The sequence below is a fragment of the Paraburkholderia dioscoreae genome (assembly GCF_902459535.1).
Taxonomy (GTDB): Bacteria; Pseudomonadota; Gammaproteobacteria; order Burkholderiales; family Burkholderiaceae; genus Paraburkholderia; species Paraburkholderia dioscoreae.
Genome location: NZ_LR699554.1, coordinates 2,802,711 through 2,815,264, shown reverse-complemented (window position 1 = coordinate 2,815,264; position 12,554 = coordinate 2,802,711). Strand labels below are relative to the sequence as shown.

The window sequence follows — 12,554 nt, the reverse complement described above, 5'->3', positions numbered from 1 at the left end:
GCTTGCACGCTTGCGTCGCTGGGCAGTCGTTGCGAAAGGAGAAGCAGATGGCAGCAGAGACGTTGACAGGCTTGTCGGGCAAGGTCGCGGTAACGAACATCGGGCTGCTGTTATCCGGCGACATCGACCGGCCGATTCTCGACGCCGACACGCTGGTGATCGACGACGGCGTGATCGTCGCGGTCGGCAAGGAAAAGGACTGCGATCTCGAAGGCGCGCGTACGACGGTGGATTGCAAAGGGACCACGGTCGCGCCCGGCCTGATCGACTCGCATGTGCATCCCGTGTTCGGCGACTGGACGCCGCGCCAGAATCAGATGGGCTGGATCGAATCGAATCTGAACGGCGGCGTCACCACGATGATTTCCGCCGGCGAAGTGCATTTGCCCGGCCGTCCGAAAGACGTGCTCGGCGTGAAGGCGCTCGCGATTACCGCACAACGCTCGTTCGAAGGCATGCGCGGCGCGGGTGTCGGCGGCGGCGTCAAGGTCATGGCGGGCGCGCCGGTGATCGAGAAGGGCATGGTCGAAGAGGACTTCAAGGAGCTCTCGGAAGCAGGCGTCAAACTGCTCGGCGAAGTCGGCCTCGGCAGCGTGAAGGGCGGCGAGGAAGCCGCGCAGATGGTCGCGTGGGCGCGCAAGTACGGCATTCAGAGCACGATTCACACGGGCGGTCCGTCGATTCCCGGCTCGGGCCTGATCGACCGCGACGTGGTGCTCGCCGCCGACGCGGACGTGATCGGCCATATCAACGGGGGCCATACGTCGCTGTCTTACCGGCATGTGTGCGACCTGTGCGAGCAATCGAGCCGCGCGCTGGAAATCGTCCATAACGGCAACGAACGGATCGCATTGCTGACGGCGCGTCATGCGATCGAATTGAAGTGTCCGCACCGGATCATTCTCGGCACGGACAGTCCCGCCGGTTCCGGCGTGCAGCCGCTCGGCATTTTGCGGATGATCGCGCTGATCTCGAGCCTCGCCGACGTGCCCGCAGAAATCGCCTTCTGCTTCGCAACCGGCAACACCGCGCGGCAACGCAATCTGCGGCAAGGGCTGATCGAAGTGGGGCGTCCCGCGGACCTCGTGTTCATGGATCGCGCGCAGCACACGGCGGCCGATACGCTGCTCGAAAGCGTGCAGCTCGGCGACATTCCGGGCGTGGGCATGGTGATGATCGACGGCCTGATCCGCTGCCGGAGGAGCCGCAACACGCCACCGGCCACCGAAGTGCCGGTGGTGCTGTGAGCACGCATCGCACGGTCAGGCCGGCACTGACATGAGCCGCCCCGCGCCTCTTACGCTGAACGTGAACGGCGCGACGCATCTCGTCAGCGCCGCCGCCGACACGCCGCTGCTCTACCTGCTGCGCAACGATCTCGCGCTGAACGGTCCGAAGTTCGGCTGCGGTCTCGGCGAATGCGGCGCATGCACGGTCCTGCTCGACGGCATGCCCACGCGCGCCTGCGTCACCACGGCGAAGGTCGCGGTGGGCCGCGAGATCACCACGCTGGAAGGTCTGGGCACGCGCGCCGCGCTGCATCCGGTGCAGCAGGCGTTTATCGAAGAACAGGCTGCGCAGTGCGGCTATTGTCTGAACGGCATGATCATGACGGCCAAGGCGCTGCTCGATCGCGATCCGCATCCGGGCGTCGAGACGATCCGGCGCGAGTTGTCGCGCAATCTGTGCCGTTGCGGCACGCATGTCGAGATCGTGCGCGCGGTGCAGCGCGCCGCTGAATTGCTTGCCGCGCAAACGGCGGCGCAATCAGCCGTGCATGAAGGAGCGCGTGCATGACCGGGCCGGATTTCAGCGTCGATCGACGCTCCGCGCCGCCGTCGCGGCAGCAACTCTACGACGCGCAGAGCGTGCTGATCGTCGCGCGGCCGCCGCAGGCACCGGCGAAGCCGGCGATCGGTCAGCCGGGGTCGCGTTCGTCGTTCGTGCCGACCGAAGCGGATATGTTCCTCGTGGTGCGCGACGACGGCAGCGTGGTCGCGTTCAACGGCCACGTCGATCTCGGCACGGGTATCGGCACGGCGCTCGCGCAGATCGTCGCGGAGGAACTGGATGTGCCGTTGACGCGCGTGTCGATCGTGCTCGGTCATACGCGTGAAGCGCCGAACCAGGGGCCGACGATTGCTAGCGCGACGATCCAGATTTCGGCCGTGCCGTTGCGGCACGCGGCGGCGCAGGCGCGGCAATTTCTGCTGGCGGAAGCGGCGGCGCGGCTCAACGTTGGCGCCGAACAACTCGACGTGCGTGACGGTATCGTTTTCCCACGCGACGGCAACACTGCTGCGAAGGGCATCGGCTACGGCGATCTGATCAGCGGAAAACGTGTCGAATTGCAGCTCGCCACCGACGCGCCGCTGAAGTCGCCGGACACGTACAGAATAGTGGGCAGAAGCGCGCCGCGCATCGACATTCCGGCGAAGGCCACCGGCGAATTGAGTTTCGTGCATGACGTACGCGTGCCGGGCATGTTGCACGGCCGCGTGGTTCGGCCGCCGTACGCCGGCGTCGCGCAGGGCGACTTCATGAGCAACACTCTGCTGCGCGTGGATGACGATTCGGTCAGCGATCTGCCCGGCATCGTGAAGGTCGTGGTGATTCGCGATTTCGTCGGCATCGTGGCGGAGCGCGAGGAAATCGCGCAGCAGGCCGTGAAGCGGCTTCGCGTGCAATGGAAAGCGGTTGAAGGTTTGCCGTCGCTCGAAACCAGCGAGGAAGTGGAAGCGGCCTTGCGCGCGAATCCCGCCAGCCGCCGCGATCTGGTGATCGAGGGCGATGTCGATGCGGCGCTCGCGCAGGAGTCCGCCCGCACGCTGGAACGCACTTACGTGTGGCCGTTCCAGATGCATGCGTCGATTGGACCGTCGTGCGCGGTGGCCGACTATCGCGAGGGCGCGTTGAAGGTCTGGTCGGGCACGCAGAATCCGCATTCGCTGCGCGCCGATCTCGCGTTGCTGATGAGCATGGACGAAGCGCGCATCGAGATCGTGCGGATGGACGCGGCGGGCTGCTACGGCCGCAATTGCGCGGACGACGTCGCCGCCGACGCCGCGCTGCTCTCGCGAGCCACCGGCAGTCCGGTGCGCGTGCAACTTTCGCGCGAAGACGAGCATGCGTGGGAGCCGAAAGGCGCCGCGCAATTGATGGACGTGCGCGGTGCGCTGACTGCCGAAGGCGAACTGGCCGCTTACGACTTTGCGACGCGCTATCCGTCGAACGATGCGCCTACGTTAGGGCTGCTGCTGACCGGCACGATCCCCGCGCAGCCGCAAGTGTTCGAAATGGGCGACCGTACGGCGGTGCCGCCGTACGACTACCGCACCATGCGCGTCGTCTGCGACGACACGCCGCCGATCGTGCGGGCGTCGTGGCTGCGCGGTGTGTCTGCGTTGCCGAACACGTTCGCGCACGAGTCGTTCATCGACGAACTGGCGGTGGAGGCGGGTGTCGATCCGCTCGAGTTTCGTTTGAAGCATCTGCGCGATCCACGCGCGATCGAACTGGTGAAGGCCGTCGCGGAGAAGGCCGGCTGGCAGCCGCGCAATACCGAACCAAAAGAAGAAGCGGGCGACATCGCGCGCGGACGGGGCATCGCTTACGCTCGCTACGTGCACAGCAAATTTCCTGGCTTCGGCGCGGCGTGGTCCGCGTGGGTGGCCGACGTCGAAGTCAATCGCAGGAGCGGCGAGCTCGCGGTGACGCGCGTGGTGGTCGGCCAGGATACCGGCACGATGGTGAATCCCGACGGCGTGCGTCATCAGATACACGGCAACGTGATCCAGGCGACCAGCCGCGCGCTGAAAGAGCGCGTGACGTTCGGCGAGAACGCGGTGACGAGCCAGGAGTGGGGCGCCTATCCGATCCTGACGTTTCGTGAAGTGCCGGTGATCGACGTGGTGATGATGCCGCGCCACGGCGAGCCGCCGATGGGCGCGGGCGAATCCGCGTCGCTGCCCGGCGCGGCGGCGATTGCCAATGCGCTCTTCGACGCCACGGGCGTGCGTTTTCGCAGACCGCCTTTCACGCCGGAAACGATTCGCGCCGCGCTTGCCGATGCGCAAGCCGAAGACAAGGCGGCGCGTAAGAAGAAGCGCTGGCGATTGGGTTTTCTAGGTACGTTCGCGGCAGGCGCGGTCGGTTGGCTCGGCGCATTGTCGCTCGCGCCGCATGCTATCGCACCGATCACGCCGCCGCTTGCTAGCGCGTTTGCGCCTGACCTGGTTGCGCGCGGCAAACTGCTTGCGTCGCTCGGCAATTGCGCGGTGTGCCATACGGCGCACAACGGCGTGCCGAACGCCGGCGGCAAACCGCTCGATACGCCTTTCGGCACGGTGTACAGCACCAATATCACGCCGGACGGCCAGACCGGCATCGGCAACTGGTCGCTCGAAGCGTTCATGCGGGCGATGCGGCAAGGCATCAGCCGCGATGGACACCGCCTCTATCCAGCGTTCCCGTACACGTCGTTCCAGAACACCTCCGACGACGATCTGAAAGCGCTCTACGCGTATCTGATGGCGCAAACGCCGGTCCGCTCGCGTGCGCCGGAAACGAAGCTGGCGTATCCGTTCAGCGTGCGTCCGCTGATGGCCGCATGGAACGGACTCTTTCTCGGACGCACGACCTTTGCCGCCAGCGCGACGCAAAGCGCGCAATGGAATCGCGGCGCGTATCTGGTGAACGGGCTCGGCCATTGCAGCGCGTGCCACACGCCGCGCAACGCATTCGGCGCCGAGAAAACCGGTGCGGCGTTCATGGGCGGCGGGATCGCGGAAGGCTGGGAAGCGCCCGCGTTGTCGACGCTTTCGACCGCGCCCGTGCCCTGGAGCGAAGACGAACTGTTCAGCTATCTGCGCCACGGTCACGCGCCGCTGCACGGCGTCGCGGCGGGACCGATGGCGCCGGTGGTCGGCGATCTGGCGGCGCTGCCCGACAGCGATATTCGCGCGATGGCCACGTATCTCGCGTCGCTCAACCCGCTCGAACCCAACGCGAATCCGGCAGCAATGGCGCATCAGGTCGAAGAGGCCAGCGCGATCACGGGCATGCCTGCCGGCCTCGGCGCGCGGCTCTTCGACGGCGCGTGCGCCGCCTGTCATCACACGGGCAGCGGACCGCAACTGTTCGGCGCGCATCCATCGCTCGCGCTCAACACGAATCTGCACAGTGCGACGCCCGATAACCTGATTCGCGTGATTCTCGATGGCATCGGCTCGCCTGCCCGGCCCGAACTCGGTACGATGCCGGCTTACCGCGACAGTTTCAACGACGCCCAGGTCGCCGAACTCGTGTCGTACCTGCGTCAACAGTTTGCCGGCGGCAAGCCGGCATGGCAGGACGTCACGGCGAGCGTCGCCCGGATTCGCGCGACGCCGCGGGCCGAATGAGTCGCGAGCCGCTTGAACGCCTGATAACAACAACCCGCATTCCCGCAATTCTTTTGCTAACGGAGAAACGCATGACCACGCGCGCAGGATGGATTTCTCGCCTCATGGTGCCGACGGTACTCTCGCTCGCGGCTTTGAGCGCGAACGCACAGCAGACCATCAAGATCGGCGAGATCAATAGCTACAAGGCGCAGCCCGCCTTTCTCGGGCCTTACAAGAACGGCTGGAATCTCGCGCTCGACCAGGTGAACGCCGCGGGCGGCGTGCTCGGCAAACCGCTCGAAGTGGTATCGCGCGATGACAACGGCAATCCTGGCGACACGATTCGCGTCGCCCAGGAACTGATTGCGCGCGAGCAGGTGCAATTGCTGTTCGGCGGCTTCCTCTCGAACACCGGCCTCGCACTGGCCGACTTCGCGAAGCAGAAGAAGATTTTCTTCCTCGCCGCTGAACCGTTGACCGACAAGATCGTATGGGCCGACGGCAACAAATACACGTACCGTCTGCGTCCTTCCACGTATATGCAGGTGGCGATGCTCGTGCCGGAAGCGGTCAAGCTGAAGAAGAAGCGCTGGGCGCTGGTGTATCCGAACTACGAGTACGGGCAATCGGCGGTGGCGACCTTCAAGAAACTGCTGACGGCGGCGCAGCCCGATGTGCAGTTCGTCGCTGAACAGGCCACGCCGCTCGGCAATGTCGATGCGGGCGCGGTGACGCAGGCGATTGCCGACGCGAAGCCGGATGCGATTTTCAACGTGCTGTTCGGCGCCGACCTCGGCAAGTTCGTGCGTGAGGGCAATACGCGCGGGCTCTTCAAGGATCGCAGCGTGGTGTCCCTGCTGACGGGCGAGCCGGATTATCTCGACCCGTTGGGCGCTGAAGCGCCGACCGGCTGGATCGTCACGGGCTACCCGTGGTATTCGATCGATACGCCGGCCAACAAGAAATTTGTCGATGCCTATCAGGCCAAGTATCACGACTATCCGCGGCTCGGCTCGGTGGTGGGATATTCGGCGTTGATGTCGATTGCCGCCGGGATCAAAAAGGCCGGTTCGGTCGATCCGGATAAGCTCGCCGCCGCGTTCAAGGGTCTCGGCGTGGAGACGCCGTTCGGGCCGATCACCTATCGGGCGCAGGACAATCAGTCGACCATGGGCGCGTATGTGGGCGTGACGGGGGTGAAGGACGGCAAGGGCGTGATGACGTCGTACCGGTATATCGATGGCGCGAGCGTTCAGCCGTCGGATGCCGAAGTCAGGAAGCTGCGGCCTGCCGAGTAAGGTCTCGACGCCTGCGGCGCCCGGCGCCGCAGGCGTGTTTAAAAACGAACACAGTTGCGCCGTCGAAAAGCGGCCCGGCGTATCGCCTTTGGGGCGAAGAAGAACTACTCCTCCGCGTCGTGCTCGATCACGAATCGTTTCAGATAAGCCAGTACGGCGGCCTCCACCGCGCGATGATCCGCGGTGCTTTTGGAGCCCGCGTTCTCCTCGTCGCCGAACAGCGTGGAGGGCGCGTTGTGCACATCCACTTCCTGGCCTTCGCGAAAGACGCGAATTTCATGGACGTCTTCGGCGTATTCGGCAATCCAGTGCACACCTTCAATGTGCGCGCCTGCGCGAACGGTAGGTATCTTCATGGACGTCTCCCGTCGGGCCGGACCACGCGCCAACCCTTACCAGCACCATACGCTGTCCAGATGCCCGGCGCGAGTCCTGGCCGTCGGTTTCTTGAGCTTTCGCGGCGATTCGGCGCATTGCTCGAACTTTTGCCGGCGTTCACGCGTGATTTCGCAATTCCGTGCGCTGGGCGAAACGCCGCGACTATCCCCGCATGATGGCGTTCTCCGGAAGATTCGCCCGCGCAACGCGCCGAGGCACACCCGTTGCTGCATGACATAGGCCACAACCAACTGGAGAACTGTCATGCCCGAACAGAAAACCCTCAAGCGTGCCCACGCCGACAAGCGCGCCGGCAAGTCATCGAGCACCCAGGCCGGCGAATTCGTCAAGGAACAGGTCGACAAGGTGCGTGCCGGCAAGCACGGCGTCAGGTCGGCCAAGCAGGCGATTGCGATTGGCCTTTCGGAAGCACGCCGCGCGGGCGTCGCCGTGAAGTCGCCGAAGAAGGGCGCGGCAAGCGAATTCACACGCAAGAAAGCCGCCACGGATAACGCCGCGGGTCAGCGCAAGAGCACGACGAAGAAGAGCACGGAGTCGACCGCGAAACGCTCGCGCGCCGCGACCAATGCATTGAAGCGTGAGGGAAGCGCAGGCGCATCGCGCACGGCGTTGTCAAAGCAGACGAAGACGGCCGCGGCCAAACGTCCGGCGGCCAGCCGTTCCGCAGCGGCGAGGAAGGCCGCCGCGACGAAGGGTGCTGCAGGCCGTTCGGCGGCGGCCAGGAAGGCGGCTCAAACACGGGCTTCGCGCGCGCATCATTGATCGCGGCACGCGTTTGAAAGAAGCGCATCTGGCAAAAGAAGGCGGCGCATGCAACATGCGCCGCCTTCTTTGTCGCGCTTCGGCTGCGGCTTACTGCACCGTAGCCAGCACGTCGCCCACGGTCTTGAAGATGTGCGCGATCTGCTCTTCGTTGATGATGAGCGGCGGCGAGAACGCGAGGATGTCGCCCGTGAAGCGCACCAGCACGCCCGCTTCGAAGCATTTGACGAACGCTTCGTACGCGCGCGCGCCCGGCGCGCCGTCGCGCGATTCGAGTTCCACGCCGGCGATCAGGCCGATGTTGCGCACGTCCTTCACGTGCTTCGCGCCGCGCAGCGAGTGAGCCGCGGCTTCGAACGTCGGTGCGAGCGTCGCGGCGCGTTCGAACAGACCCTCGCGGCGATACAGGTCGAGGGTGGCAATCGCGGCTGCCGTTGCAGCCGGGTGAGCCGAATACGTGTAGCCGTGGAACAGTTCGATTGCGCCTTGTGCGCCGCTGTTCACGATCGTGTCGTGGATCGTGCGGCTTGCGGCCACCGCGCCCATCGGGATCGCGGCATTGTTGATGGCCTTCGCCATCGTGATCAGATCCGGCGTCACGCCGAAGTATTCGCTCGCCGTGGCCCCGCCGACGCGGCCGAAACCGGTAATCACTTCGTCGAAAATCAGCAGGATGCCGTGCTTCGTGCAAATCTCGCGCAGCTTTTGCAGATAGCCTTGCGGGGGAATGAGCACGCCCGTCGAGCCGGCCACGGGTTCGACGATCACCGCGGCGATGGTCGATGCATCGTGCAGCGTGACAATACGCTCGAGCTCCTCGGCCAGATGCGCACCCCAAGCCGGCTGGCCTTTCGAAAACGCATTCTGTTCGAGGTTATGCGTGTGCGGCAGATGATCGACCGCCGGCAGCAGCGCGCCCGAGAAGGTCTTGCGGTTGGTGGCGATGCCGCCGACCGAGATGCCGCCGAAGCCCACGCCGTGATAGCCGCGCTCGCGGCCGATCAGGCGGGTACGCTGGCCTTCGCCGCGCGAACGGTGATATGCCAGGGCGATTTTCAGGGCGGTGTCGACCGATTCCGAACCCGAGTTCGTGAAGAAGATGCGGTCGAGGCCTTCCGGCATCAGTTCGGCGACTTTCGTGGCGGCTTCGAAGGCGAGCGGGTGGCCCATCTGGAAGGTCGGCGCGAAGTCGAGCGTGGAGAGCTGCTGGGTAATTGCGGCGATGATTTCCTCGCGGCCGTGGCCGGCGTTCACGCACCACAGACCCGCGCAACCGTCGAGCACTTCACGCCCGTCCGTGGTGCGGTAGTACATGCCCTTGGCCGATTCCAGCAGGCGCGGCGCGGCCTTGAACTGGCGGTTGGCGGTAAAGGGCATCCAGAAAGACGACAGATCGTCGATGACGGGGCGCGAAGTCATGTGTATTTCCTCGAAGTGGGTTCCCCAAGGGGACTTCCTTTGGGGCATAGCAAAGGGCATAGCAAAACTGTAGCGTTCGCGGTTTAATGGCGGCATAAACAGTTGACGCAGTGTGGCGCTAACTGTGTTGGTGGATCTGCACTAACTGTGTCGATGCGTGCCGGCCCCCGAGGTTGGACATCGCATTCATACGTTCGGCCGCCCGCCGCGGCCCGCTCTTCATCCTGACCATGATCGAACTAGAACTCGAGCGCGACCGGCGCGCCGCTCCCACGCTCGTCGAGCAGGTGGTGCAAGGCTTCACGCGCGCCATCGAGGCGCAATCGCTGCGCGCGGGCGCGCTCTTGCCGTCGGTGCGGCAACTGGCGCAAAGCCACGACCTGAGCACCTTCACGGTCACGGAGGCGTACAACCGGCTCGTTTCTATGGGACTGGTGGTCGCGCGGCGTGGTTCCGGCTATCGCGTGGCGGCGCGTTCGCAGTCCGCGCGCGTCGCCGCGACCGACTGGCAGCCGCCGAGCCTCACCGCGACCTGGCTGCTGTCCGACGTGTTCGCCGACCATTCGGTGCCGATCAAGGCGGGCGGCGGCTGGCTGCCGAACGAGTGGATCAACGAGACCGGCTTGCAGCACGCGCTGCGGGCGGTGAGCCGGGTGCCGGCGGCGCGCCTCGGCGATTACGGGCATCCGTACGGATTTGCGCCGTTGCGCGAACGGATCGCCGAGCAACTCGACCGGCGCGGCCTGCCGGTGGATGTCTCCAACGTGCTGCTCACGCAAGGCGCGACCCAGGCGCTGGATCTGATCGTGCGTACCCTGCTGCGCGCGGGCGACGCGGTGATCGTCGAAGATCCCGGCTATTGCAATCTGCTGCAGATTCTCAAGCTGGCGGGCCTCGTGGTGCATGGCGTGCCGCGCACGCCGGCGGGCGTCGATACCGACGTGCTCGAAGCGCTGGTCGCCGAGCACAAGCCCAAAGCGATCTTCGTCAACACGACGCTGCAGAATCCGACCGGCGCGACCTTCGGCATGTCGGCGGCGTTCCGCTTGCTGCAGATTGCCGAGCGTCAGCGCATGTGGGTGATCGAAGACGATGTGAGCCGTGAACTCGCGCCGTCCGGCGCGCCGCTTTTCGCGGCAATGGAAGGCTTGCAGCGCGTGCTCTATGTCGGCGGCTTTTCGAAGACGGTGACGCCGGGATTGCGCTGCGGCTACGTGGTCGCCGAGCGCGCCGTGCTGCGCGAACTGGCGCGCACGAAGATGGCGGTGGGTTTGACGTCGTCGGAGGCGATCGAGCGGATCGCCGACAAGGTGTTGCTGGAGGGGCGCTACGCGCGTCACGTGGAAGCCGTCAACGAGCGTCTCAAGCTCGCCCACGCAACCGTTGAAGAGCGGCTCGATTCGCTCGGTCTCGAAGTGTTCCACCGGCCGCGCGCCGGGTTATTCCTGTGGGCGCGTTTGCCAATCGAAGCGGAGCGGGCCGGCGAAGTGGCGACGGCCGCGCTTACCCACGGTATCTGGCTCGCGCCGGGCTCCTACTTTCGTCCCGACGACGCTCCGAGCGCCTGGTTCCGCTTCAACGCGCCATACTCGACCGACGACGCGTTGTGGCGCTTCATCGAGCGAGTCGGGCAGGGCGCGTTATAAAGGAGCCGCGGCAACCGCGCTCAAGCAGGCTCAAGCGGGTTCAAGCGCCCTGGCCGACCAGCTTCAGCGCGATCGGATACAGCGACAGTACCAGCAGCAGCGCCATCGCTACATTGAAGATGCGCAGGCGTTTCGGGTCCGACAACACCTGCCGCATGGCCGTGCCGAAACCTGCCCACAGGCAGATGCACGGAAAGCCGATCACGTAGAAGATCACCGCCATGACGACGGCGTTCACGCTGTAGCTCTCGCTGAGGTGGATCGTGGTGGCGGCGGTCAGCACCATCATCCATGCTTTCGGATTGACCCACTGGAAGGCAATCGCTTCGTAGAACTTCATGGGCCGGCGCTCGCCTTTCTTCACCTTCAACTCACCCGACGTGCCGATCTTCCACGCGAGATAGAGCAGATACGCGACGCTCGCGATCTCGAGCACGGTGTACAGCACGGGAAAATGGACGAAGGCTTCGCCCAGACCGATGCCGACCGACAGCATCAACAGCACGACACCGGCGCTGATGCCGGACAGATGCGGCAGCGTGCGGCGAAATCCGAAGTTGACCCCGGAGGCCAGCAACATTGTGTTGTTCGGACCGGGCGTGATGGTGGTGACGAGCGCGAACAGGATGCCGGCAGGCAGCGCGCTGAGACTGAGATAAGACATGAGAAGCTCCGCTGTCGGTCGAGAGATATTGGAGCATTCTAGCGATCGTGTCCGGTACAGTACCTGTACGGTTTTTAAGATGATGTCCGGTACGGGTGGCGGCCGATTGCGGACGCCGACGCAGGAGTCGCCGGCAATCCCAGGCGAAAGCGCCGGCGTGGAGTCAGGCGATCGCGGCCTTCGCCATCAGCCCCAGCGCAACGCATATCAGGATCGTCGCGAACCCGAGCTGAACCTGGTGTCCCGGGAGACGGTGTGACGCGAGGCGTCCTCCCAGCATTCCGGCGGCAGTGGCGAGGCTGAACCACAGCACCACCTCCAGCGGCAGCGACGCGCCGTGATACATCGTGGCGATCACACCGCCGCCGCCCACCAGCGTGATCACCATCAGCGAGGTGGCCACGACGCCGTGCATGGGCACGTTGGTGAGCTTGCGCATCATCGGCACGATGATGAATCCTCCGCCGACGCCGAGCAGGCCGGTCATCAGGCCGGTCACGGCGCCTGTCGCCGCGAGCGCCGCGCCCGTCGCCCACGACCAGGCGAGCCGGCCGGTCGCTGGGTTGAGACGCGCCACGCACAGCGCCGATTCGGGCGGCGGTGCCGCGCCGGTCCGCAGCGTCTGACGCAGCAGCCGAACCGCGACGAACAGCATCACGCCGGCAAAGAGCGCAAGCAGCAAACGCTGCGGCAACGCGCGTGCGAGGCGGGCACCGAGCGCTGTCGCCGGAATGCCGGCGGCCGCCATGAACAGCGCGGCACGATAACGGACAAGGCGCTTGCGGAACGCTTCGAGCGCGCCGACCGCCGCGCTGCTCGATACGGCGACGAGCGCGACCGGCGTCGCCTGCTGGATCGGCCAGCCCATTCCGAACACCAGCGCCGGCACCGCCAGAATGCCGCCGCCGGCGCCCGTCAGACCGAGCAACGCGCCCACGATGGCGCCGAGAAGAAGTGAGATCAGCATCGATAGCCTTGAAGG

General features: G+C 65.4%; 10 protein-coding genes. 6 read left to right on the top strand and 4 right to left on the bottom strand.

Features of this window, described 5'->3' with window-relative positions:
- Nucleotides 1-47: 47 nt before the first annotated feature.
- From PDMSB3_RS32745 to PDMSB3_RS32730, 4 genes are all read left to right on the top strand, one after another.
- A complete protein-coding gene (locus PDMSB3_RS32745; RefSeq protein ID WP_007178050.1) occupies nt 48-1,247 on the top strand; it encodes an amidohydrolase family protein in 1,200 nt (399 codons plus the stop codon).
- Between the two features lie 31 nt (nt 1,248-1,278).
- On the top strand, nt 1,279-1,797 hold the full coding sequence (locus PDMSB3_RS32740) for a (2Fe-2S)-binding protein (RefSeq protein WP_007178049.1): 519 nt from the start codon (nt 1,279-1,281) through the stop codon (nt 1,795-1,797).
- On the top strand, nt 1,794-5,402 hold the full coding sequence (locus tag PDMSB3_RS32735; protein WP_007178048.1) for a molybdopterin cofactor-binding domain-containing protein: 3,609 nt from the start codon (nt 1,794-1,796) through the stop codon (nt 5,400-5,402). Before PDMSB3_RS32740 ends, PDMSB3_RS32735 begins: the two co-directional genes overlap by 4 nt.
- A gap of 71 nt (nt 5,403-5,473) precedes the next feature.
- Nucleotides 5,474-6,682 carry an ABC transporter substrate-binding protein gene (locus PDMSB3_RS32730; RefSeq protein ID WP_007178047.1) on the top strand — a complete coding sequence of 403 codons (1,209 nt, stop codon included), beginning with the start codon at nt 5,474-5,476 and terminating at the stop codon, nt 6,680-6,682.
- Nucleotides 6,683-6,786: 104 nt separating this feature from the next.
- Here PDMSB3_RS32730 and PDMSB3_RS32725 read toward each other — a convergent pair whose 3' ends face one another.
- Nucleotides 6,787-7,038, bottom strand: coding sequence for a hypothetical protein (locus PDMSB3_RS32725; protein WP_007178046.1), 252 nt, complete (start codon nt 7,036-7,038; stop codon nt 6,787-6,789).
- Nucleotides 7,039-7,324: 286 nt separating this feature from the next.
- Between PDMSB3_RS32725 and PDMSB3_RS32720 the strand changes: the two genes are divergently transcribed.
- On the top strand, nt 7,325-7,843 hold the full coding sequence (locus PDMSB3_RS32720; RefSeq protein ID WP_007178045.1) for a DUF6496 domain-containing protein: 519 nt from the start codon (nt 7,325-7,327) through the stop codon (nt 7,841-7,843).
- 90 nt (nt 7,844-7,933) lie between these two features.
- On the opposite strand, the gene PDMSB3_RS32715 is transcribed toward PDMSB3_RS32720, so the two are convergent.
- A complete protein-coding gene (locus PDMSB3_RS32715) occupies nt 7,934-9,262 on the bottom strand; it encodes an aspartate aminotransferase family protein (RefSeq protein ID WP_165189106.1) in 1,329 nt (442 codons plus the stop codon).
- A gap of 230 nt (nt 9,263-9,492) precedes the next feature.
- Here PDMSB3_RS32715 and PDMSB3_RS32710 point away from each other — a divergent pair, with 230 nt between their 5' ends.
- A complete protein-coding gene (locus PDMSB3_RS32710) occupies nt 9,493-10,908 on the top strand; it encodes an aminotransferase-like domain-containing protein (RefSeq protein ID WP_007178043.1) in 1,416 nt (471 codons plus the stop codon).
- A gap of 40 nt (nt 10,909-10,948) precedes the next feature.
- On the opposite strand, the gene PDMSB3_RS32705 is transcribed toward PDMSB3_RS32710, so the two are convergent.
- Both PDMSB3_RS32705 and PDMSB3_RS32700 read right to left on the bottom strand, forming a co-directional pair.
- Nucleotides 10,949-11,572: a LysE family translocator gene (locus PDMSB3_RS32705; RefSeq protein ID WP_007178042.1), complete on the bottom strand. Its 624-nt coding sequence runs from the start codon at nt 11,570-11,572 to the stop codon at nt 10,949-10,951.
- 163 nt (nt 11,573-11,735) lie between these two features.
- Nucleotides 11,736-12,539, bottom strand: a complete 804-nt coding sequence (locus tag PDMSB3_RS32700) for a sulfite exporter TauE/SafE family protein (RefSeq protein ID WP_007178041.1) — start codon at nt 12,537-12,539, stop codon at nt 11,736-11,738.
- Nucleotides 12,540-12,554 lie beyond the last annotated feature (15 nt).

Coding starts and splice junctions, on each gene's coding strand:
- PDMSB3_RS32745 (WP_007178050.1), top strand. CDS start 48: ATGGCAGCAGAGACGTTGACAGGCTTGTCGGGCAAGGTCGCGGTAACG.
- PDMSB3_RS32740 (WP_007178049.1), top strand. CDS start 1,279: ATGAGCCGCCCCGCGCCTCTTACGCTGAACGTGAACGGCGCGACGCAT.
- PDMSB3_RS32735 (WP_007178048.1), top strand. CDS start 1,794: ATGACCGGGCCGGATTTCAGCGTCGATCGACGCTCCGCGCCGCCGTCG.
- PDMSB3_RS32730 (WP_007178047.1), top strand. CDS start 5,474: ATGACCACGCGCGCAGGATGGATTTCTCGCCTCATGGTGCCGACGGTA.
- PDMSB3_RS32725 (WP_007178046.1), bottom strand. CDS start 7,038: ATGAAGATACCTACCGTTCGCGCAGGCGCGCACATTGAAGGTGTGCAC.
- PDMSB3_RS32720 (WP_007178045.1), top strand. CDS start 7,325: ATGCCCGAACAGAAAACCCTCAAGCGTGCCCACGCCGACAAGCGCGCC.
- PDMSB3_RS32715 (WP_165189106.1), bottom strand. CDS start 9,262: ATGACTTCGCGCCCCGTCATCGACGATCTGTCGTCTTTCTGGATGCCC.
- PDMSB3_RS32710 (WP_007178043.1), top strand. CDS start 9,493: ATGATCGAACTAGAACTCGAGCGCGACCGGCGCGCCGCTCCCACGCTC.
- PDMSB3_RS32705 (WP_007178042.1), bottom strand. CDS start 11,572: ATGTCTTATCTCAGTCTCAGCGCGCTGCCTGCCGGCATCCTGTTCGCG.
- PDMSB3_RS32700 (WP_007178041.1), bottom strand. CDS start 12,539: ATGCTGATCTCACTTCTTCTCGGCGCCATCGTGGGCGCGTTGCTCGGT.